Source organism: Mycobacterium helveticum (genome assembly GCF_007714205.1).
GTDB classification, from domain to species: Bacteria; Actinomycetota; Actinomycetes; order Mycobacteriales; family Mycobacteriaceae; genus Mycobacterium; species Mycobacterium helveticum.
In genome coordinates, this window is record NZ_VMQU01000024.1 from 1 (window position 1) to 21,247 (window position 21,247).

The following is a 21,247-nucleotide window of genomic DNA, read 5'->3' on the forward strand; positions in this document are numbered from 1 at the left end:
GGGTCGGCGGGCGCGATCGGGCTGGCGCGGGCCGCCATCGTGGCCGGGGATGCCTCCGTCGTCGTGACGGTGATGGCGCTGCAACAATCCAAACAGCGCCTGGGCTCGGTGTTCTCGGCGATCGAGCCGGATCCGATCAACTCGTTCTTGCAGCCGTCCGGACTGTTCGGGCCCGGCCAGTTGATGTCGGTGATGGCTCGTCGGCACATGCACCTCTACGGCACCCGCCGCGAGGCGTTCGCCGAGATCGCGCTGTCCACGCGAAGCAACGCGGCCAACAGGCCGAAGGCGATGCATAGGGACCCTCTTACGTTGGAGGACTATTTCAAAGCCCGGATGGTCGCAGAGCCCTTGTGCCTCTACGACTTCTGCCAAGAGACCGACGGGGCCGTCGCGGTGATCACCACCAGCATGGACAGGGCCCGCGATCTACGGCAGCGACCGGTGCCGGTTGTCGCCGCCGCCCACGGCGGCGTCCGCGAATGGGGGAGGGCGTTCGCCTGGATGGGGATGCCCGACGAATACTTCGCCTCCTCGGGCAACGCACCCATCGCCAAGCGGCTCTACGAGCAAGCCGGTATAGGCGCCGACGACATCGACGTCGCGCTGCTCTACGACCACTTCAGCCCGATGGTGCTGATGCAGCTCGAGGACTACGGGTTCTGCGGCAAGGGGGAGGGCGGCGCGTTCGTCGAAAGCGGAGCGATTCGGTACGACGGCGGCTCGATCCCGGTCAACACCCACGGCGGCCAACTCTCCGAGGCCTACGTCATCGGCATGACCCACATCGTGGAAGGGGTTGAGCAGATGCGCGGGACCGCCATCAACCAGGTCGCCGACGCCGAACTCGCTCTCGTCACCGGAGGGCCGGCGAGCCTGCCCGTGAGCGGGCTGATCCTGGGGCGCGCCGCATGAGCACCGCCGCCGCCACGTTGGCTACGGCGATCCCCGGCGAGCATGTCCGGATCGCGGTCAATAAGGACACCGAACCGTTCTGGCAGGCCGCGAAGGAACGGCGGCTGGTGGCGCCACAGTGCGGCGACTGCCAGACCTTCCGCCTGCCACCGACACCGTTTTGCCCCAATTGCCAGTCCAAGGAAGTGAATTGGGTCGGTCTCAGCGGCGACGCGGTAATCTATAGTTTCGCGGTCGTGCACGGGTTCCCCGGAATGCCGGATCTGGTGCTGGTGCCGGCGGTCCTTGACCTGCCCGACGCGCCCGGTGCGCGACTGGTCTCCAACATCGTCGACGTCGCACCCGCCGACGTCACGATCGGATTGCCGGTCCGCGTTGACTTCTCACCGATCGCCGACGGCTGGCTGCTGCCCGTCTTCCGGGTCGGCGCTCAGGGCGAAGAGTAACGCCGTGTCCGACGACAGCGCCCTGCACGAGAAGCCCCTCGAGTTCCTCACCAGCATCGCCAACACCGGCGGATCGTGTGACGGCCAGGCGATCCTGCCCGTCAATGGTCACTTCCGTTGCACGTGCTCGTGCGGTGACTGGGACATCGAGGTCGACGACCCTCAGGAGGGCTTGCGACAAGCGAGGATTCACACCGGCAGCATGACTGGATAGGCGTTGAGGAGCAAGGGACCATGGGTAATCTGAACGGCAAAGTCGCCTTCATCACCGGAGCCGCCCGCGGCCAGGGACGCGCGCATGCGGTCCGGCTCGCGGCGGACGGCGCGGACATCGTTGTGCTCGACATCTGCCGCGACATCGGTTCCATCGACTACCCCAACGCCAGCCCCGAGGACCTCGGCGAGACGGTCAAGCTCGTCGAGAAGGAGGGCAGGCGCACCGTCGCCCGTCAGGCCGACGTCCGCGACGCCGACGCCGTCGAACAGGCGGTGGCCGATGGGCTCGCCGAGTTCGGGCGCCTCGACATCGTGATCGCGAACGCCGGCGTCATTCGACTGGGTTCTGGCGGCGATCGGCGGCAAACGTTCCGTGACATCATCGACGTCAACCTCGTCGGCGTGTGGAACACCGTGGAAGCGACCCAACGCGCCCTGATCGACGGTGGTCGCGGCGGATCGATCGTGCTGACGTCGTCGAGTGCAGGACTCAAGGGCACCGGCACGGACCGGGCCGGCGGTCAGGCCTACACCGCGGCCAAGCGCGGGTTGGTCGGGCTGATGCAGGTGTGGGCGAACGAGTTCGCGCAGTACTCGATCCGCGTCAACACCATCCATCCGACCGGTGTCGCCACCGGGATGGTGATGAACGAGACCATGGGCAAGCTGCTGGAGGCCAACGACACCGCGGTCGCGGCGATGCAGAACGCACTGCCGATCCAGATCCTGATGCCTGAGGACATCGCCAACGCGGTGGCGTTCCTGGTGTCCGAGGAGGCGAAGTTCATCACCGGCACCGCCTGGCCACTCGACGCCGGCTTCGCCGTCCGTTGACAGCGTTCCGGCAATTGCATCGGGTGCTGCGTTCGTCCCAGTCAGTCCGGTGCGTCTTCGGTGAGCACCAACGCCCCTTCCGGGCAGGATTTTTCGGCCCGCTGCAACGCCTCTAGGTGATCAACGGGCACCTGCCCGTCGCCGCGGACATGTGCTAGGCCTCGCTCGTCGTCTTCGATCAGGTCGGGCACGACGAGGTAGCACTGGCCGTGTCCCACGCACAGGTCGGAATCGATCTCAAACTTCGTCACCCTTGTGCCTTAAAGACAAGAGGCAGGCTCTCCAGATGGTATGTCCCTGTAGGCCAAGCGATTCGGGGCTCGAATCCCTGCGGGAGCTCGTAGTCAGGGATGCGGGCGTGGAATTCTTCAACGATCAATCTGAGTTCGCGACGGGCCAAATGTGACCCCAGACAACGATGAATGCCGCCGCCAAAACTTAGGTGAGCGCGTCCGGCGGCGGACAAGTCGATCTCGTCTGGGGCAGCACCACTGGCGGCTTCCCGGTTGGCCGTGGCCATGCAGATGCGGACCATTGCTCCTGCCGGGATGGTGACTCCAGCGACGTTGACCTCGCGAGTGGTTCGTCGGGGGACCATCGGAGCGGGTAGCTCGAGTCGGAGGATTTCTTCGACGAGCGGGTTGATCAGGGCCGGGTCGTCGATGACGGTCTGACGTAGGTCGGGGCGTCGCGCCAGGTGGTACATGGTGAATCCGATAGCACCGGTGGTGGTATCCAACGCGGCAAGGACGAACAGAAAGCACATGCCCAAGATGTCGAGGTCGGTGAGACCTTCGTGATCGGCCACGGCGAGCAGGCGATCGATCATGGCGTCGCTGCCGGGGTTGGGTCGACCGCGTTTCACGTTGACGTGCTCCTGCAGGTAGCCGAGCAACGCTGCTCCGGCCTCCATTGCCGCAGGGGTGGCCTCACTTTTGGAAGCGTCGGATGTCAAGGCGTCGGACCACAATTTGAATTTGTCGCGGTCGGCGACTGGCAACCCGAGCAGCGTGAGCAGTACCTGCGTCGGGAAGAGTTCTGCAAGGTCGGTGATGGCGTCGCAACGCCCCTGACCGACAAGGGGTTCGACCAGTTCCGCTGCCTGCCGACGCAGGTCGTCTTCGAGGTCGTTGATGACCCGCGGTGACAGCATAGGATCCAAGAGGCGCCGATAACGCGCATGATCGGGCGGGTCGATCATCAACGGCACCATGGGAATTGGGCTCCCGACGTCGTAACCGCCCGCCGAGGAGAAGATTTCGGGGTGGTGCTGTGCGAATCGGACCGCTTCCAGGCTGGTCAGATACCACATGCCGTCGGCCTCGTATACATCACCGCGGTCTCGAACGTAGCGCCAACCCGCGCTGCGATCGAACGCCATCGGCGCCGACTCGTAGAAATTTGGTCTCTGCTCAATGTCTGTGCTGGTCTTCATTGCGGGTCTCCTATCGCTGGTAGGTGGCGTCGGCGCCAGCCATGTCTTCGAGAATCGTGCCCTCCCACATCGGGTATTCCTCGGTCACCGTGAGCACATGGCACGGCGAGAAGGCGACCTTGCGGTGCGCGATACGCCATTGCCCTTCGCGGCGTTCGACTCTGTCCAGGTATCGGACCCGAAGAAATACTTCTCGGTTGCTGTGCTTGCCGTCGCTGTCGGGCTCACGGTAGAAGGCCAGCGTGTAGGTCTCGGTGTGCGCGACATCGCCCTCGATATCGATCAACTGCGTTCCGTTGTGGTGCATCCAGTGGTGTCCTGGCACGCTTCCCGTCTTCATAAAGTTCACGAATTCCGTTGCAGGGCCGTTGATCGGGCCATGTTCGTCGATCGCATCAGGATGAAATAGTGAAGCCAAGAGCTCGTGATCTTGCCGGTCGATTGCCCGCGGATACTGTGCCAGCAGCCGGCGGATGGCCGCTTCGTCAATCAGGCGTTGGACTTCAGGATCCCGGTCCATGGTATGTCCTCTCAGCTCGTCGTTCTGGTCATCGGATATTTCGCAGTCTGCGAGCAGTGCAAGGTTTTCGGTAGCGTTTGGGAGGCAGTCACGATGATCGTGGCTGTCAGGCCGACAGATAGTTGCTTGGTATCAGGCCCGATACGTCTTCGCCCGTCATCATTTTTATCGGCAGGCCGGTGTCCCAGTAGTCGGTCCAGCGAGCGATCTTGCCGTCGTGGACCACGAAGGTTCCCATCACGGGAACTCCCACCACCTCGCCCGCAGGCGTCTTGATCATGTCGAGGCGTTCGGTGAGTACGGTGTTGCCCGAGGCGGCGATGTTGATCATCCGGTAGGCGTAGGAGTCGGGGAACACGGCGAACTGCTGGCCGAGGTTCTCGGCGATCGCCTCGGCGCCTACGGTCGCCGGCATGCCGACGTTCTGGTACACCGCGTCATCGGCGAGGTAGGGCTTGAGGGCCGCCGCGTCGCGCTGCTCCATCAATCCACAAAAGGTCTCAACGAGCTGGATCGGATCAGTCATGGCGAGGGCCTCTTCCGGGAAATTTTAGCGTACAGATTGAATGTATATCACCTACAGGCAGTATGGGAATATACTGAGCGCGTGTCCCGAGGTCAACAGTCCGCGAAAGTCGCAAAGACGCCTCGCGCTGCCCAGGCCGAAGCCACCCGCGCGGCGTTGATCGCTGCGGCCCGAAAGCTGTTCGTCGAGAAAGGTTATTTCGAGACTGGGACCGAGGAGATCGTGGCGGCCTCAGGTGTCGGGACCCGCGGGGCGTTGTATCACCACTTCGATGACAAGCGTGCGTTGTTCCAGGCGGTCTTCGAGCAGGTCGAAGAGGATCTGCTGGCCGCCGCCGGCGGCGCGGAGGACACTGGCGACGCGCTCGGCCGGCTACGATCCGGCCTCCTGAGATTCCTCGATGCTTCCCTTACTCCTGAGGTCCAGCGCATTTTGCTGATCGATGGGCCCGCTGTTCTGGGTTGGCAGACCTGGCGCCAGCTTGAAGGCCGGTACGGTGTTGGGGCCATTCACGGACTTCTCGAACGCGCTGTCTTAGAGGGATCCCTACCGGCTCAGCCCCTGATAGTTCTGGCTCACGTCTTATTGGCGGCCGTGGACGAAGCGGCGCTGGTGATCGCGAACTCCCCGGAGCCGATGGCCGCCCGTGACCAAGGAATCGCGGCGATCAGCCAGCTGCTAGCCGGACTGGGAGTTTCCTCGCCCCTGCGGTGAGGCGCGGTCGCGTCCCGTCGTTCAGCCGTTAGCGGTTGACACGCCAGACCGTATCTGAACATACTGTTTGCACGCTAATCACATACAGATCGTATGTCTTATGGTCGTCGGCAAAACTGACGCCCCCGCTTCGCCGTGAGCGCAGAGCTCGCCGGTGAACTGTCCCCGTGGTGTTGAGGAGCTCAAGGTGCCAATTCCCGACGACGTCGTGAACGACCTGGTGGACCACTTCGACCATCATGCTCCCGGGTTCGCTCAAGAAGGCGTCCCACAACGGGTCTACGCCGAAATGCGTGAACACTGCCCCGTCAAATGGAGCGATGCCCAGGGCGGCTTCTGGGTCACCTCGAAGTACCAAGACATCGTCCGCGTCGCCGATGACGCCGCGACGTTCTCCTCGGCATTGGGCAACTTGGTACCGCACGCCCCCGACGCGCTCCCCGAAGAAGAACGGTCCGCGCTGCTCGAGAGCGGGAAGGGCAGTGCACCTCCGGTGTTCTACGACCCGCCGCTGCACGGTGCGTACCGCCGCGCGTTGAACCCCTTGTTCACCCCGAAAGCCGTTCGCACACGCGAAGATTACATCCGATCCGTGACTGATGAGCGCATCGATGCGTTCATTAACTTGGGGTCATGCGAAATCGTGAGCGCATTCTGCGCACCGGTACCGGCAATCGTCGTCCTCGACTGGTTGGGACTTCCGACTGAAGGGTGGAAGCAATGGTCGGATGCGGTGCTGTCGCAGTTCGAAAACCCCGGTCAAACTGGGCCGGACCCGTCCAAGATCGATCTACCCGCAGTGCTCGCTGAGGTGCAGGATCGGCGGGCCAACCCTCGTAATGACGTGCTGACGGCGCTGTCCCAAACCGAGGTGGAGGGAGCGTTGCTCAATGACCTTGAGCTGCTTCAGATCGTCGCCGTCGTCATCTTTGCCGGGCTCGACACCACCACCAATGCCGTCGCCAGCTCGCTGGTCGAGTTGCAGCGCCACCCCGATCTGCGGGCCGAACTCGCCCGTACGCCCATCGAGGACCCGCTGTGGGGATCGGCCATCGAGGAACTGCTGCGCTATGTCTGCCCGGTACAGGGCTTCCGCCGGACTGCCCGTGAGCAGGCCCAAGTCGGTGACGCCCTTGTCAAACCCGGTGAGCGGGTATTCATGCTTTGGGCGTCGGCGAACTTCGACGAAGAGATATTCGACGATCCGACACAGTTAGATTTCCGCCGGAACAATAACCGGCACTTATCCTTTGGCCGGGGAATCCACCGATGCTCCGGCGCGCATCTAGCCCGCTTGGAGATGATGATCATGCTCCAGCAGCTACTGCACCGCCTGCCCGATTACGTCATCGACGAGACCGCACTGCATCTTCATCGCGACGTCGGATTGGTCTACGGATTCGGCTCCGTGCCGATGCGGTTTAACGCGCCCGCGGTGGCCGCATTTCATGATGCCTGAACTCACCCAGCGGTGGATGACAGACGGGTTCGCCCAACCCGAGTCGCCGGCCTACGACCCCACACGCGGCGTCATCTACGTCTCGAACATGACCGACAGCACCATCCCCGTCCCCGACCACGGCGACGGCTTCCTGACCAAGCTCGACACCGACGGCGCAACCATCGAGCCCAAATGGCTCACCGGGCTCAGTCAGGTCAAAAATATCGCAGTACATGGTGATTGGCTCTACGCCGCCGATTCGCACGCCCTGGTTGTGATCGACATCGACGCCGCGACGATCGTCGCCCGCTACGACGCGCCGAATTCGATGTACATCGACGGTGTCGCCGTTCACCCCAATGGTGACGTCTACGTCGGCGATCTCGGCAAGAACACTATCTGGCGGCTGACCCCGGACGGCGGGTGGGCGCCCTGGCTAGAGTCTGACCTCCTGCATCATCCCGACGGCCTGATCGCCGAAGAGGATCGCTTGATCGCCGTGGGATTTGGCGGACTCGGCCCGTTCCGCACCGATCCCGATGAACCCGAGACGGGCTACCTCAGTGCGATTGGCCTCGCCGACCGCTCCGTCACCCCGATCGGCGATGGCACCCCGATCGGTCACCTCGATGGACTCGCCGCGCATCCAGCCGGCGGTTACCTCGCCACTGACTCCATCAACGGCGCCCTGTTCACGATCGACGATGCCGGTCGAACCCGACTAGTCCACGACTTCCCCTCCACGTCAGGGCCCGCCGACATCGACGTCATCGCTGACCTCGGCTTGGTGTTAGTAGCCATGTTGTTCGAGAACGCCGTTCGAGCATTCGAACTGCCCGATCTATATGAAGGACAGTCCAGATGACGAACCACACGGCCCGCGTCGACGGACTCGACATCGACTACACCGACACCGGGATGGGTCCGACGGTGCTGTTCGTACACGGCGTTTTCGTGACCGGCGCCCTGTGGAACGACGTCATCGACGAACTCGGCGACGGGTTCCGCTGCATCGCCCCGACCTGGCCGCTAGGCGCACACAGCACCAAGACCGACGGCGCCGACCTCGGCGCCGAAGCGGCCTCCCGGCGCATCGTCCACTTCTTAGAGTCACTCGACCTGACCGATGTCGCCGTGGTCGCCAACGACACCGGCGGCGGCCTGGTGCTGGCCTCACTGGGTGATCCAACTCTGGACACGTCCCGCATCGCACGCCTGGTGCTCACGAACTGCGATAGCTACGAACACTTTCCGCCCGGCTCCTTCGCGCAGATCGTGAAGCTGTGCCGGTTCAGCTCCGCCGTCGGCGCCAGCATTCTGCGTTTGCTCGCCACCGAGCCAGGTCAGAGCTTCCTCACGGCGGTGGCCAAGCACCCCCCGACCGCCGAGCGGCAACGCGAGATCTTCGGGGCCTTCGCCACCAGCCGGACGGCCCGGCGCGACGCCGTCACCGTGACCGCATCGCTCGATCCCGCCCTCACGGTGCGCGCCGCGCCGGCGATTGAGGCGTTCAACAAACCATTCACCCTGGCCTGGGGCACCGACGACAACCTCTTCCCCGTCAGCCATGCCTACCGACTTCGCGACGCTTTCCCGCGCGCCACGTTGACTGAAATACCGGACTGCTCCACCTTCGTCATGACCGACGCGCCGCAAGAACTCGCCGCAGCGATCCGCAACGGATGACCGCTCGGCGACCGCCCGGCTGGCAGCGCCTGGCACGACCGGGGCCCCCGGGCCCGACGACCTCACCAGCGCCAACCCGTTGGCGGCTCAGATCAGTGCCGGCTCCAACCGACACAGTGAGAACAACAAAGTGGAGGAAGAGGACAACCCGTGACGACTACTGACAACCACACCAACAAATGCCCCGTGCTCAACTTCGACTACACGCAGACCGCGCCAGCAGGCACATGGATGAGAACTTACGACGAGCTGCGTGGCCAATTCCCCTGGTTCCGAAACGAATTCGGCCCTGGATTTTGGACTGTTGTCAATCACGAGGGGATTCTGGCGATCCTGCAGAACCCGCAGGTGTTCTCCAGCAGCGTCGTCACTGCGCTCGACCCCGACCCACAGTACAAGTGGATTCCCGAGATGCTCGACGGCGATGAGCACAAACAGTGGCGACGTCAACTCGGTCCGCTGTTCTCGCCCGGGGCAGTGGAGCGCCTCGACGACGCGGTCCGGCAACGCGCCATCGACCTCATCGAGGCGCTCGCCGACAAGAGATCCTGCGACTTCATGGCTGACTTCGCCCAGCAATTTCCGACCACCATTTTTCTGGAGATGATGGGTCTGCCCGTTGACGAGCTGGACCAGTTCATGGAATGGGAACATGCGATCCTGCACATCGCCAACGATGAAGAGGGTGTGAGGCGCAGAGCAGACGCATCCGTGGCGGTGATGCAACGCTTTGCGGCCATCATCGCCGAGCGGAGGATCGAGCCACGCGATGACATCGTCAGTAAGGCGCTCAACTACGAGGTCGACGGCAAACCCGTGACCGACGCCGACCTCCTGTCATTTTGCCTGTTGATGTTCATGGCCGGTTTGGACACCGTGTCCGCCACGCTCGGATGGATCTTTCTGCATCTGGCTCGCACGCCCGAGGATCGCGACCGTATCGTGCAGCAACCTGAACTCATCCCAACTGCCGTCGAGGAATTTGTACGGGCCTATGCGATCGTCATCCCGGCCCGTAAGGTGACCGAAGACATCGAAATTCAGGGCTGCCCATTCAAAGCCGGCGACATGGTGAACATCCCGCTCAGCGCCGCGACACGTGATGACGCCGCTTTTACAGATGCCCGCACGATTGATATCGAACGTAAACCAAACAATCACATCGCCTTCGGCGCGGGACCCCACCGATGCCTGGGTTCACACCTCGCCCGCCGTGAACTCAAGATCGCGATGGAGGAATGGCACAAGCGCATTCCGATCTATCGGCTCGCCCCAGGCGCCGAACTGTTCGAAACGGGTGGCCAGTTGGGCCTCACGACACTGCCCCTGGTTTGGGGCGTCGGGGCGTCGCCGGGCGCCGAGGCTGGTTCCTGAGCTGAGGCCGCCGGATCATCCCGGCCCACACGGCTTGGCTGAGCCGCGGGGCGGGGCACGGCCGACGGCCGTTGCGCGCGCCACACCACATAGTTAACCTAGTTTGATGAGCCAGGTTGGGTCGGTCGCTGCAAGTCGCATCATGTTGACAGTGGACTGTCGTAGTATGCGAGCCGCAGGGTGCTTGAGATAGCACTCGACGCAACACGCCACGGAAGGACGTCATGAGCGAGAGTCAGCCCACCGTAACGTGCCCGGTCAAGGATGTTGAGATGAACACGCCGGATTCACCTGCCCTGACGCACTTCCGTCGCCTGGATCACTGTCAAGACGACGCCCGTCCGGCGTTTCGCAACAGCGAGGCGGGCATGGACTACTGGGTCTTTACCGAGAACTCGGTGATACACGACGGCCTGCAGCGTCCAGAACTCTGGTCGAGCAGCGTTATTGTGCCGACGGAACCGGATCCGCCCTACAAGTGGATTCCTGTCATGCTCGATCCGCCCGAGCACACCAAGTGGCGCCACCTGCTGGGAGAGTACTTCTCGCCCGGCCGCGTGAAAGGTCTGCGGGAAGACCAGCAAAGGCTCGCAGCGGAACTGATCGATGGGCTGAGTGCCAACGGCCGCTGCGACTTTGTGGCCCAGATTTCGAGGGTTTTTCCGTCGACGGTATTCCTGACGATCATGGGCATGCCCGTCGAGGATCTCGATAAGTTCTTGGCCTGGGAAGACATCATCTTGCATCAGAGCGGGGTAGGCGAGGAGGTCAACGCCGCCAGGCTCGAAGGTATGGGCCACGTGATGGGCTACTTCTCGAATCTGATTCAGCAGCGGCGCGAGAACCGTGACCCGGATGCCGACGACATTGTCAGCAAGGCCGTCGACTGGGCCATCGACGGCGAACCGATCAACGACCTGGAGCTGCTCAACTGCTTGTTGCTGTTGTTCATGGCGGGGCTCGACACGGTGTCCAACCAGTTGTCCTACGCGATATGGCACCTCGCAAGTCATCCAACCGACCGTGCCAGGCTCGTCGCCGAACCGGCGCTCATACCTAAGGCGGTCGAGGAGATGCTGCGCGCTTATCCGATTGTGCAGACGGCACGAAAAGCAGTGCAGAACATGGATTTTCATGGATGTCCGGTCAAGGTTGGCGATATGGCGTCGTTCCCGTTAGCGCTCGCCGGACGCGACGAGGCAGTCTATGAAGACGCGCGGCGAGTCGACCTGGATCGGGGCGTCACTCGTCACCTCTCGTTCGGTGGTGGACCGCACCGCTGCCTCGGCTCCCACTTGGCCCGCCAAGAGATGGTTGTGGTCCTAGAGGAGTGGCACAAGCGTATTCCGGATTACAAACTCGCCGAGCAGGCGAAGGAGCATGGCGGTCAGATCTTCGGCCTGGACTCTCTACAATTGACATGGTACTGACGTGAGCGTGCTGCGCGCGTTCAGTACGCCGACGATCGACGATTAACAAGAGCAATGGCGAACACGGTCGGATTTCTTGGCGCCGGACAACTCGGTGAGCCGATGATCAAGCGGTTGCTCGGCGCTGGCAACGAGGCCGTGGTATATACCCGTCGTGAAGAGGTCCGCCGCCGCCTGGAGGTGAGCGGTGCGGCGACGGCGGATTCGGTTGCTGACCTTGCACGCGGCAGCGACATCCTCATCTGTTGCCTTTTTTCCGATACGCAGCTGCGCGAAACCGGTCTCGGGTCTGACGGTTTCATCGCCAATGCGAAACCAGGTGCTATCTTCGTTTCTCACACGACGGGTACGTTGTCCACCCTCGAGGCGTTACGCGACGGTTCTCCTGCGCCGCCGGTCATCCTCGATGCGCCGGTCAGCGGCACCGTCGAGAACATCACTGCGGGCAATCTGACCGTGCTGATCGGGGGACCGAGCGACGCCGTCGCCGCAGTAACGCCCATCCTTCGCGCCTACGCCGACCCGGTGGTGGCGACCGGTGCACTGGGCAGCGCGCTGGCGCTCAAGCTGATCAACAACCTGCTGTTCGCGGCCAACGCCCAACTCCTTGCCGCGGCAACGCAACTGGGAGACCGGTTGAGCGTCGCACCGGAGGTGTTGTTGTCCACCCTGCAGGTGTGCAGCGCCAGGAGTCACGCGGCGGAACAGGCGCACCGCGTCGGCGGCATGGACCGGTTCGCGGAGTTGGCCGGGCCGTTCTTGCGCAAGGACATCGCGGCGTGCCGCGAAGCCGCGGCCGAGGCAGGCGTGGAGCTGGGGCTGCTGGACACCGCAGTACGCGAGGGACCGCTGGCGTTGGACCACGCGAGCGCGGGGACACCCTGATGACGGGTCGACTCGCGGGGAAAGTCGCGTTCATCACCGGCGCCGCTAGAGGACAAGGCCGCGCACACGCCGTGCGAATGGCCGCCGAAGGGGCCGACATCATCGCCGTCGACCTCGCCGCCCCGCTACCCGAATCAGTACGTTACCCATCGGCCACCCCCGACGACCTCGCCGAGACCGTGGAGATGGTAAAGGCCGCAGGTGGCCGAATCATGGCTACTGCCGCGGACATCCGCGATCTGGACGCGCTGCGGACGGCCGTCGACGCGGGCGTCGAGGCCTACGGCGGGCTGGACGTCATCGTGGCCAACGCCGGAATATGTGTCCCGGCGCCGTGGAACGAGATCACGCCCGAGTCGTTTCGCGACATCATCGACGTCAACGTGACTGGTACGTGGAACACGGTGATGGCCGGTGCGCAGCGGATCATCGACGGAGGCCGCGGCGGGTCCATCATTCTGATCAGCTCCTATGCCGGGGTGAAGGTGCAGCCGTACATGGTGCATTACACAGCGAGCAAGCATGCTGTGACGGGGATGGCGCGGGCCTTCGCCGCCGAACTGGGCAAACACGACATCAGGGTCAACAGCGTGCATCCCGGTCCGGTCAACACTCCGATGGGCGGTGGCGACATGATCGCCGCGCTGTTCGCCGCGATCGAGACCAACCCGACGCTGAACAACATGGGGACCCCGTTTTTGCCGCAATGGGCCTGCGAACCGGAAGACATTGCCGCCGCGGTGTGTTGGCTGGCCTCGGACGAGTCACGCTTCGTCACAGCCACCCGGTTGTCGGTCGACCAGGGCATGGCGCAGTTCTAACGCTGTCGCCTCATTGCCTCGGCTTCGTCAGATCTGGTTGAGATACCGCTCGACCAGCGCGACTGACGTCTGCGGATAGCTACGAGCCGTGGCGGAATCGAGGCCGTCGCGCACCAAAAGCCGGGCGAGTCGGTTGTTGATCAATGACAACACGAACGCGGCCAGCAGTTGGTAGTAGGCGATGTCGCCGGTCAAGGTCCCGCCGAATTGCACATAGCGCCTGACGGTCTCGCCGTCGTCGGGTACACCGGCCAGACGTGTGAATCCCAGTGCTTCGCACAGGAAACGCTCGAACATCAGCCACCACCCGAGGTCGATTTCCGGTGGACCAGTGCCTGCGGTCTCCCAGTCGAACAATGCGACCACCGACAAGTCGTCACCGAAACACATGTTTCCGACGCGGGCGTCGCCCCACACCACCGTCTCGGCATCGTTGTCGGGTGCCGATTCGAGGAGCACTCGTAGAGCGTGAGCGAGCACACCCGCGCCGATGATCAGATCGCTGCGACACCACTCGTACCACTCGCTGAGTTTGTCGAGGTAGCGTTGCAACGCCGTACGGGTGGGGTCGGCGTCACCGCGGAGGAAACGCAACGTGTCAGAGTCGTTGACGCGGTGCACGTCGACCAGTGCGCGTAGCCCGTTGTCGCACAGCAGCCCCCGATCGCCAGCGGACAGCTCGACGGTCCAACCCCGCTTGTGCCAACTCGGAACGTCCGACGGTGTGCGCCCCCGTACTCGGCGCATCACATAGAACGGTGACCCCAGAACAGCGGCATCGCGTTCGATGCCGACAATCTCCGGAACTGGGATGCCGTGTGCACCAAGTCGTTGCATCACTTCGGCTTGTCGCGGCGCGTCGGGCACGGTGAACAACTGGTGGTCGTGGGCCTGCGCGCGCAGCACGAGATCCTCAGCACGGCGTAGGCCGCCGCCGTCGACCCAGGCGGCGGTGAAAAACGCCGTCTTGCCCGAGTACCCGGCCGGCGGTGCAGTGAATTCCGAGATGTGGAACGCTGTCGCGCCGGCCGGAGCCAGCCGCGGCGGCAGCCAAGACAGCAGCGCTTCGCCCACCCGGTCGCCCATGTTGCCGCGTGCGGATTTATACGCCATCGGCGTCCTTTCCAAAACTGAACACTACTGTCAGAATAACCATCATGGAGGGCAGGAGGTCGGGCAGTCCGGCGTCGGGGGCCTACGTGCTTCCCGGACGCGTCACCGATCCCGGCGCCGTGGTCGGTCAGGCGAAAGCTGCCGAGCGCCTCGGTCTGCGCACGATATGGCTCAGCGAACGGTGGGGAACCAAAGACCTCGGAGTGATCGTCGGCGCGGTCAGCCAGGTCACGTCGAGAGTCCGAATCGCCTCGGGCATAACCCATTGCCAGTCGCGTCATCCTGCACTACTGGCATCGCTGGCGATGACGGCGCAGGCGCTGTCCGGGGGGCGGTTCGTCCTTGGCGTTGGCCGCTCGCTGGACGCCATGTGGAAGGCTGCCGGGTTACCGACATCCACTAATGCTTCGATCGTCGACCACGCCGACATCTTCCGGCGCCTGTGCCGCGGGGAGAAGGTGCGCTACGACGGGCCCGCGGGCACCTTTCCATCATTGCGGCTCAACGACTTACCTGATCAGCCGGTGCCGCCGGTCGTTTTAGCAGCGATCGGACCGAAGGGCTTGCAGCTCGCGGGTCGTCACTTCGACGGCGTGCTGCTGCATCCATTCCTGACGCCTGCCGCCGTGCAACGGTCGGTGAGTGTCGTGCGCGACGCCGAGCGCGCGGCCGGGCGGCCGGCCGGCAGCGTACGGATTTACGTCACCGTGGTGGTGGCTTGCGAGCTTCCTCCCGAGGAAGAACTCGCAGTGGTCGGAGCACGAGCGGTGACCTACTACCAGATCCCGGGCTTCGGAGAGCGATTGGCGGCCACAAATGGGTGGAGTCCGGAGCCGTTGACACGGTTACGATCCCATCCGCTGCTCAACGACATCAAAGGCTCCGCCGATTCCGTCCTGACCCGCGAGCAACTCGTCGAGGTCGCGTCGGTGTTGCCTGCGGCATGGACCGGTGAGGCGGCGGCGACCGGGTCGGCGTCTACCTGCGGCCAAGTATTTCATCGCTACCGACAAGCGGGGGCGGACGAGCTGGTGTTGCACGGGAGTACACCCGGGCGGCTCGGTCCCCTCTTCGCGTAGGCAGCTGATCAGGTTAGCTGAAATACGGTTAAATATCGAGCGGATTAATCCTAGGATTCGGCCATGGATCTGATGTCGTCACACAACAAGCACCTACGCGACACGTGGCGTCGCGACGGTTGGCACTCGGACAGTACGTGTTTGGATGCCTTCGAAGCCGCTGCGGACGAATACGGCAGCGCGACATTGACGTTCGTAACCGACGATGCAGTGCGCAGTCCGACGGTGGGCGAAATACGTGATCAGGCCTTGGTCGTGGCGGCCTCGCTGCAGCGGCTCGGGGTGCGCGCCGGTGACGCGGTCGCAGTTCAGCTGACCAATCGTGTCGAGTGTGCGGTCGCCTATCAGGCGGTGTTGTTGTGCGGCGCGGTGCTGGTGCCGATCGTGCACATCTACGGCGTGACCGAGGTGAGTTTCATCCTTGACCAGTCGCGCGCGAAAGTACTGATCATGCCCGAGCGACACAGATCGACGCTGTACCGCACACGGCTGCAACAACTGTCTCGCAGCGACTCGCTGCAACATGTCGTTATGCTGGACGCCGAACCGGGCGAGGGCTACCGCGCGTGGGCGCAACTGGACACGCCCGCCACCCAGTACCGACGGCCCGCCGTCGATGCGGACGGAGTGTGCCTGCTCCTGTACACGTCGGGCACCACGTCTGCGCCCAAAGGCGTGCAGCACACCCACAACACGGTTCTCGCCGAGCAGAGAACCATGCCGGCGCTGCTGGCCGGTAAACCCGACGACGTGTCGCTGGTGACCTTTCCGCCCGGCCACATCGCGGGTTTGGCGTCCATGCTTCGGCCGTTGTTGACCGGCGCCCGGACCGTCTTCACCGATGGCTGGGACCCGGCACTGGCCGTCGAGGTGGTACATCGTTTCGGCGTGACCTGCACCGCGGGAACACCGTTTCACCTGGCTGGCATCCTGGACCTGGGCGACACCGGGGGCAAGCTCGCAAGTCTGCGGGAGTTTCTCGTGGGGGCCGCACCGGTCGCCGAGGAGATCGGCCGGCGGGCCGCGCGAGCCGGAATCAGCACCTTCCGCAGTTACGGCGCCACCGAACACCCCACTGTCACTGGCGAACACGAGGGCGAGCCGCAGTGGGCCCGTCTCCGTACCGACGGAAAGCCGCTGCCGGGTTCTGCGGTCCGCGTCGTCGGGACCGACGGCGCAGACTGCCCGCCGGGCGTGGACGGCGAGGTCGTCGTGCGCGGTCCTGACCAGTTCATCGGTTACCAAGACCCCGCCCTGGATGCCAACGCGTTCACCGCCGACGGCTGGTTCCGCACCGGTGACCTCGGGCAGCTCGACGCCCAAGGCAGATTGACCATCACCGACCGGATCAAGGACGTCGTCATCCGTGGCGGCGAGACCATCTCCTCGGGTCAGGTCGAAGAGGTCCTCAACGCGCATCCCGCGGTCGCCGACGGCGTTGCCGTCGCGGCCCCGGATTCGCGTTACGGTGAAGTGGTCGCCGCGGTGGTGATCCTCAAACCGGGGTGCGTGCTCGACCTCGACAACCTGCGCGCCCACTTTGCCGCATCGGGATTGTCCAGGCAGAAGACCCCAGAACGTCTCGCCATCGTCGACGAGCTACCACGCACCTCGCTGGGCAAGGTGCGCAAAGCCCAATTGCGCACTGACCACTTCGGTGCCGGCGGCGGTTGAAACATTCACGCGACAACAGGGTTCAGTGTGACCGGACTCCGAAATCGATGTCCTGAAGGCCGGCGAACGGTGTGAAGCCGGGCTTGTCCAGCCACGACGGCGCCGCGTCGTGGCTGGGTTCCGGGCGTGCCCAGTCCACCCAAGGCCCCCAGTCCTCGCGGCGGAGCTTCTGCTGCAATGTTTGCGGGTGTGCGGCTTCGGCGGCCGCGTAGCGCTTCGCGAACTGCTTCATCTCGGGCAGCAGCCAAACATCTTCCTCGGAACGCCATCTGCCACCGCCGGCGTACTCGATGAATTGATACGAAGGGAAGTCGATGGGCGCTGCGCCCGGTTGCGGATTATCGGCGCGGTTGGTGTATGCCACCCGCGTGCCATCGATGACGTACCAGACCAGCGGACTGTAGACCTGCGGTGCGGCGCCCATCGTCCCTTCGAGGAACTTGGTGATTTCCGCCGGACCGGTGAACGTTCCGTAGAAGTGGTCGAAGTAGGTCGCGTCGTCGGTAAAGAGGCCGGCCCAGGCCTGCCAGTCCTCGAGCACCGGGCCGGTCATGAAATAGCGTCGAAATTCCCGCTCGACTTCCGCCGCGGTGGTCATCCGCCGAGCCGCAGGCCGGTATTGCGAGTGCCGAACACGTCGGTAGCCATGATGGCGCCGAGCTTCTCTGCATCCCAGCGCTTCTGGCCGTTGGAGACAGATGCGACAGGATGCCAGCCCTTGAGCAGTTGAAGATGTTCGCCCATCGCGCGGATCACTTGGCCGCTGATGTGGCCAGCCTCCGGACTGGCCAACCAGGCCACGACCGGTGAACCCAGTGACGGGTCCTTAAGGTCGAACTCGTCCTCGGCGCGTTCGTCGGGCTCGATCGGCGCCTGCGCGCCGGGCATGGACGCCGACATCCGGGTCCGACCACCCGGGCTGATCGCATTCACAGTGGCGCCGATCGACGCCAACTCCAGGCTCAGGGTCTGGGTCAGACCGACGATTGCGGCCTTCGCGGCACTGTAATTGGTCTGCCCGAAGTGGCCGTGCAGACCGGCTCCGGAGGTGGTGTTGATGATGCGCCCGTAGACCTTTCCGCCGGATTCCTTCGATTCCGCGCGCCACTTGCGGGCGACCGCGCGGCTGGTAAGCCAGCTACCGCGGACGTGCACCCGCATCACCAGGTCGAAATCGTCGGCGGACATGTTCCAGATCGCCTTGTCCCGAACGATTCCCGCGTTGTTGACGACGATGTCCAGCCGCCCCAACTGTGAGTAGGCTCGCTCGACGGCGAGGTCGACCTGCTCCTCGTCACCGACGTCGCTGAAGTCCGAAACTGCGGTCCCACCGCGGCTTTCGATGATCGCCACCACTTCGTCGGCCACCTTGCCGGTGCCCTCGCCGGACAAACTGGTGCCCAGGTCGTTGACGATCACGGTGGCGCCGTGCTTGGCCAGTTCGAGTGCGTGGCCGCGGCCGATGCCGTGCCCGGCCCCGGTCACCAGGGCGACTTTGCCGTCGAGTAGTCCGGTCATGGGCTCTCCTCGGTTGGTGTGAAGACCGTCAGATAGGGACTGTCGGGATCGGCGTCGTCGACTGGGCGAAACACGGCGGTGACCGGCATGCCGACCCGAAGGTGGTCACCATCGGCGCCTTCGATCGCCGTCATCAACCGTGGGCCCTCGGCCAGTTCGACGATCGCGGCCACATATGGCAGTCGCTCCTTGAACGGTGCCAAATCATTGACGTAGACAGTCGAATACGTATACAGCGTTCCGGTCCCGCTCGCCCTCACCGGCCGCACGTCCTCACTCCAGCAAAAGGGGCAGAACGGGCGCGGATAGTGATGGACCTTGCCGCAGGCCGCGCATTCGGCGATCAGCAATTGACCCTGCCGGGCGGCCTCCCAGTAGGGAGCGCTGGCCGCGTCGATCGTTGGTATGTCAGCGCGGGCCACCTTTACCACCCGGTGAATTCGGTCGGTCGTTTCTCCACGAACGCCTGAACGCCCTCGGTGGAGTCGTGTGAATACGACTGGATCTCCTGCGCCATTGCCTCGGCGACGAATGCACCGGACCGATCGGTGTCGGGGGAGTCGTTGAGCAGCCGTTTGGTGAACGCGATCGCGGACGTGGGCGCTCCGGCGAGCCGGCTGGCGAAGTCGGTGACCGTGGCATCGAAGTCGGCGGCGCTGACCACCCGGTTCACCAGACCCAGCGTGAACGCTTCTGCCGCCGAGAGCTTTTCACCGAAGAACGCCATCTCCTTGGCCTTCTGCATGCCGATGCGGCGCGGCAACAGGTAGCAGCCGCCGCCGTCGACGACCAGTCCGCGCTTGACGAAAGACTCCGCGAAGTAAGCGGTCTCGGTGGCGATCACCAAGTCGGAGGCGTACACGATGTGGGCCCCCAGGCCCGTCGCGGCGCCGTGCACCGCGGCGATGACCGGTTTGTTGCAGTCCAGCACGCTAGCCACCAGCTTCTGCGCGCCGTTCATGATGCGCCGGGTCGGCTCCAGCACCCGCTTCTCGCCCTTCGCGCGGCGCTCGGCCAGCGAGCCCACGTCGGCGCCTGCACAAAAGTGCTTGCCGTTGGCCCGCAGCACCACCACGCGCACCTTCTCGTCGGCGTCGGCGGCGGCTAACAACGCGATGAGCGCATCACGATCGTCGGGGCGTACCGCGTTGGCCGCGTCCGGCCGGTTCAAGGTGATCGTCATGACGCCGTCCGCGACGTCGGACAGCACCGCTGCCTGAGCGTTCATGGTGTGTAGGTGGCCTTCAAGTGCTTGATGCCGTTGACGAAGTTCGACCGCAACATGACCGGTTTGCCCGCGGCGGTGATGTCGGGGTAGCGAGCATAGAGCATTTGAAACGCCACATTCAGCTCGAGTCGCGCCAGGTGGGCCCCCAGGCAGAAGTGTGGTCCCGGTCCGCCGAACGCGATGTGGTTATTGGGTTTTCGCTCGATGTCGAAGCGCTCCGGCTCCTGGAAGACCGCGGGGTCGCGGTTGGCGGCGGGATACCAGAGGACGACCTTGTCGCCGGCGTTGAAGGTGTGGGTGACCGCGCCTTGCGAGTCGGTCAGCGTCACGCCGTCGCGGGTCACTGTGCGGCGCATGTGAATCACGGGGCTGGCGTACCGCAAAATTTCCTCGACCGCCGTGGGCGCTCTGTTGTCGTAGTCCGCCACCAGGCGGTCGCGTTGCTCGGGGTGCGCGCTGAGAATGAGCAACCCGTGGGTCAGCGCATTGCGCGTGGTCTCGTTGCCTGCGCCGATCAGCAGGATGAAGAACTTCGCCAGCTCCTGGGGGGTCAGGTTCTCCTCGTCTGAGGTGACGAGCTTGCTGATCACGTCGTCGCGGGGGTGGGCGATGCGGTCCTCGGCGATCTGCTTGAGCAGCTCGATGAGCCGCTCGCTGGTGTCGCTGACGGCTGCTTCGATGCCTGCGACGGTCTGGTCTGGTACGTACTCGGGGTCCGAGGCGCCCAGCACGACGTTCGTCGCGCGCAGGATGAACTGTTCGTGTTGGCGGGGAACGCCGAGCATGTTGTCGATAATGCGCAGCGGCAGCAGCGTCGCGAACGACGAGACGAAGTCGCACTCACCCGAACGGGGCATCTCTTCGAGGATCTCGGCGGTGGTCTCTTTTACCAGGCCACGCAGCTCGGAAAGCATGCGAGGGGTGAAGCCGCGCGAGACGATCTTGCGCAGCCGCATGTGCTCGGGATCGTCCATGTCGATGATCGAGCCGCGATATTCGCGCATTTCAGCGGTCTGGTCGAAGATCTGGGTTCCCTGCCCGGAACTGAAGTCGCCGGTGCGGCGGCTGATGTCGACGACATCGCGGTGGGCGCCGACCGCCCAGAACCCGCGGGGCTGCGGCGAGTCGGGTCGGTTGGTACGGACAAACACCGGGCCGCCGGCTTCACGAAGGCGCCGATAGAGCTCCGACCGGTCAGCCGGATGATCCTGCCACCACTGCAGGTCGATCAACGGTGCGAACTGCTGCTCGTCGGTGTCGATCGCGCTCACAGCATCCGATTCTGGCACTCATGTCACTTACAAGCAACGCCGGGTACGGGTTAAGGTCGGGCAACGGCCGTAATTTTCTGTTGATTGCCCGGCGCATCTAACATCAGTGTCACCGGGCGGA

23 protein-coding genes and 1 pseudogene are annotated in these 21,247 nt (G+C 64.1%); 14 read left to right on the plus strand and 10 right to left on the minus strand.

Annotated elements, in window-relative coordinates; genetic code table 11:
• The 4 genes from FPZ47_RS07845 to FPZ47_RS07860 all read left to right on the plus strand — a co-directional run.
• A partial coding sequence (locus tag FPZ47_RS07845) for a thiolase C-terminal domain-containing protein (protein ID WP_145039390.1) occupies window positions 1–915 on the plus strand: 915 nt, incomplete at its 5' end.
• The gene (locus tag FPZ47_RS07850) at window positions 912–1,361 is read left to right on the plus strand and encodes a Zn-ribbon domain-containing OB-fold protein (RefSeq protein WP_144945518.1); all 450 of its coding nucleotides are present in this window, start codon (window positions 912–914) and stop codon (window positions 1,359–1,361) included. The genes FPZ47_RS07845 and FPZ47_RS07850, both read left to right, overlap by 4 nt.
• A gap of 4 nt (window positions 1,362–1,365) precedes the next feature.
• Window positions 1,366–1,575, plus strand: a complete 210-nt coding sequence (locus FPZ47_RS07855; protein ID WP_144945521.1) for a hypothetical protein — start codon at window positions 1,366–1,368, stop codon at window positions 1,573–1,575.
• A gap of 20 nt (window positions 1,576–1,595) precedes the next feature.
• Window positions 1,596–2,411 carry a mycofactocin-coupled SDR family oxidoreductase gene (locus FPZ47_RS07860; RefSeq protein WP_144945524.1) on the plus strand — a complete coding sequence of 272 codons (816 nt, stop codon included), beginning with the start codon at window positions 1,596–1,598 and terminating at the stop codon, window positions 2,409–2,411.
• 41 nt (window positions 2,412–2,452) lie between these two features.
• Here FPZ47_RS07860 and FPZ47_RS07865 read toward each other — a convergent pair whose 3' ends face one another.
• From FPZ47_RS07865 to FPZ47_RS07880, 4 genes are all read right to left on the minus strand, one after another.
• A complete protein-coding gene (locus tag FPZ47_RS07865; RefSeq protein WP_246133188.1) occupies window positions 2,453–2,662 on the minus strand; it encodes a ferredoxin in 210 nt (69 codons plus the stop codon).
• A complete protein-coding gene (locus FPZ47_RS07870; protein WP_144945527.1) occupies window positions 2,659–3,846 on the minus strand; it encodes a cytochrome P450 in 1,188 nt (395 codons plus the stop codon). Before FPZ47_RS07870 ends, FPZ47_RS07865 begins: the two co-directional genes overlap by 4 nt.
• A gap of 10 nt (window positions 3,847–3,856) precedes the next feature.
• A complete protein-coding gene (locus FPZ47_RS07875; protein WP_144945530.1) occupies window positions 3,857–4,366 on the minus strand; it encodes a nuclear transport factor 2 family protein in 510 nt (169 codons plus the stop codon).
• 106 nt (window positions 4,367–4,472) lie between these two features.
• Window positions 4,473–4,892 (minus strand): limonene-1,2-epoxide hydrolase family protein, encoded by a 420-nt coding sequence (locus FPZ47_RS07880; RefSeq protein WP_144945533.1) that lies wholly within the window; start codon window positions 4,890–4,892, stop codon window positions 4,473–4,475.
• Window positions 4,893–4,973: 81 nt separating this feature from the next.
• Here FPZ47_RS07880 and FPZ47_RS07885 point away from each other — a divergent pair, with 81 nt between their 5' ends.
• The 8 genes and pseudogenes from FPZ47_RS07885 (at window position 4,974) to FPZ47_RS07920 (ending at window position 13,243) form a co-directional block, all read left to right on the plus strand.
• Window positions 4,974–5,606 (plus strand): TetR/AcrR family transcriptional regulator, encoded by a 633-nt coding sequence (locus FPZ47_RS07885; RefSeq protein ID WP_144945536.1) that lies wholly within the window; start codon window positions 4,974–4,976, stop codon window positions 5,604–5,606.
• A gap of 187 nt (window positions 5,607–5,793) precedes the next feature.
• Entirely contained in the window at window positions 5,794–7,065 is a 1,272-nt protein-coding gene (locus tag FPZ47_RS07890; RefSeq protein ID WP_144945539.1) for a cytochrome P450, read from the plus strand.
• 88 nt (window positions 7,066–7,153) lie between these two features.
• Window positions 7,154–7,912, plus strand: a complete 759-nt coding sequence (locus FPZ47_RS07895; protein ID WP_144945542.1) for an NHL repeat-containing protein — start codon at window positions 7,154–7,156, stop codon at window positions 7,910–7,912.
• Window positions 7,909–8,733, plus strand: a complete 825-nt coding sequence (locus tag FPZ47_RS07900; protein WP_144945545.1) for an alpha/beta fold hydrolase — start codon at window positions 7,909–7,911, stop codon at window positions 8,731–8,733. The genes FPZ47_RS07895 and FPZ47_RS07900 overlap by 4 nt, the downstream gene beginning before the upstream one ends.
• Before the next feature lie 150 nt (window positions 8,734–8,883).
• Window positions 8,884–10,107 carry a cytochrome P450 gene (locus tag FPZ47_RS07905; protein WP_246133189.1) on the plus strand — a complete coding sequence of 408 codons (1,224 nt, stop codon included), beginning with the start codon at window positions 8,884–8,886 and terminating at the stop codon, window positions 10,105–10,107.
• Window positions 10,108–10,379: 272 nt separating this feature from the next.
• Entirely contained in the window at window positions 10,380–11,537 is a 1,158-nt protein-coding gene (locus FPZ47_RS07910; protein WP_144945548.1) for a cytochrome P450, read from the plus strand.
• A 39-nt stretch (window positions 11,538–11,576) separates the two neighbouring features.
• Window positions 11,577–12,422 (plus strand): annotated as a pseudogene (locus FPZ47_RS07915) (NAD(P)-dependent oxidoreductase); the annotation flags it as partial.
• Window positions 12,422–13,243 (plus strand): mycofactocin-coupled SDR family oxidoreductase, encoded by an 822-nt coding sequence (locus tag FPZ47_RS07920; protein WP_144945554.1) that lies wholly within the window; start codon window positions 12,422–12,424, stop codon window positions 13,241–13,243. The pseudogene FPZ47_RS07915 and the gene FPZ47_RS07920, both read left to right, overlap by 1 nt.
• 27 nt (window positions 13,244–13,270) lie before the next feature.
• On the opposite strand, the gene FPZ47_RS07925 is transcribed toward FPZ47_RS07920, so the two are convergent.
• A complete protein-coding gene (locus FPZ47_RS07925; RefSeq protein WP_144945557.1) occupies window positions 13,271–14,356 on the minus strand; it encodes a phosphotransferase family protein in 1,086 nt (361 codons plus the stop codon).
• 44 nt (window positions 14,357–14,400) lie between these two features.
• On the opposite strand from FPZ47_RS07925, the gene FPZ47_RS07930 reads away from it, so the two are divergent.
• Complete coding sequence (locus FPZ47_RS07930) at window positions 14,401–15,435, plus strand: TIGR03857 family LLM class F420-dependent oxidoreductase (RefSeq protein WP_144945560.1); 1,035 nt, start codon at window positions 14,401–14,403, stop codon at window positions 15,433–15,435.
• Between the two features lie 141 nt (window positions 15,436–15,576).
• Window positions 15,577–17,109, plus strand: a complete 1,533-nt coding sequence (locus tag FPZ47_RS07935) for an AMP-binding protein (protein WP_246133191.1) — start codon at window positions 15,577–15,579, stop codon at window positions 17,107–17,109.
• Between the two features lie 22 nt (window positions 17,110–17,131).
• Here FPZ47_RS07935 and FPZ47_RS07940 read toward each other — a convergent pair whose 3' ends face one another.
• From FPZ47_RS07940 to FPZ47_RS07960, 5 genes are read right to left on the minus strand one after another with little or no spacing between them, the layout of a single operon-like run.
• Complete coding sequence (locus FPZ47_RS07940; RefSeq protein WP_144945563.1) at window positions 17,132–17,707, minus strand: nuclear transport factor 2 family protein; 576 nt, start codon at window positions 17,705–17,707, stop codon at window positions 17,132–17,134.
• Window positions 17,704–18,627 carry an SDR family NAD(P)-dependent oxidoreductase gene (locus tag FPZ47_RS07945; RefSeq protein ID WP_144945566.1) on the minus strand — a complete coding sequence of 308 codons (924 nt, stop codon included), beginning with the start codon at window positions 18,625–18,627 and terminating at the stop codon, window positions 17,704–17,706. The genes FPZ47_RS07940 and FPZ47_RS07945 overlap by 4 nt, the downstream gene beginning before the upstream one ends.
• Window positions 18,624–19,058: a Zn-ribbon domain-containing OB-fold protein gene (locus FPZ47_RS07950; protein ID WP_144945569.1), complete on the minus strand. Its 435-nt coding sequence runs from the start codon at window positions 19,056–19,058 to the stop codon at window positions 18,624–18,626. Before FPZ47_RS07950 ends, FPZ47_RS07945 begins: the two co-directional genes overlap by 4 nt.
• Window positions 19,052–19,855 carry an enoyl-CoA hydratase/isomerase family protein gene (locus tag FPZ47_RS07955; protein ID WP_144945573.1) on the minus strand — a complete coding sequence of 268 codons (804 nt, stop codon included), beginning with the start codon at window positions 19,853–19,855 and terminating at the stop codon, window positions 19,052–19,054. Before FPZ47_RS07955 ends, FPZ47_RS07950 begins: the two co-directional genes overlap by 7 nt.
• A complete protein-coding gene (locus FPZ47_RS07960; protein WP_144945576.1) occupies window positions 19,852–21,126 on the minus strand; it encodes a cytochrome P450 in 1,275 nt (424 codons plus the stop codon). The genes FPZ47_RS07955 and FPZ47_RS07960 overlap by 4 nt, the downstream gene beginning before the upstream one ends.
• Window positions 21,127–21,247 lie beyond the last annotated feature (121 nt).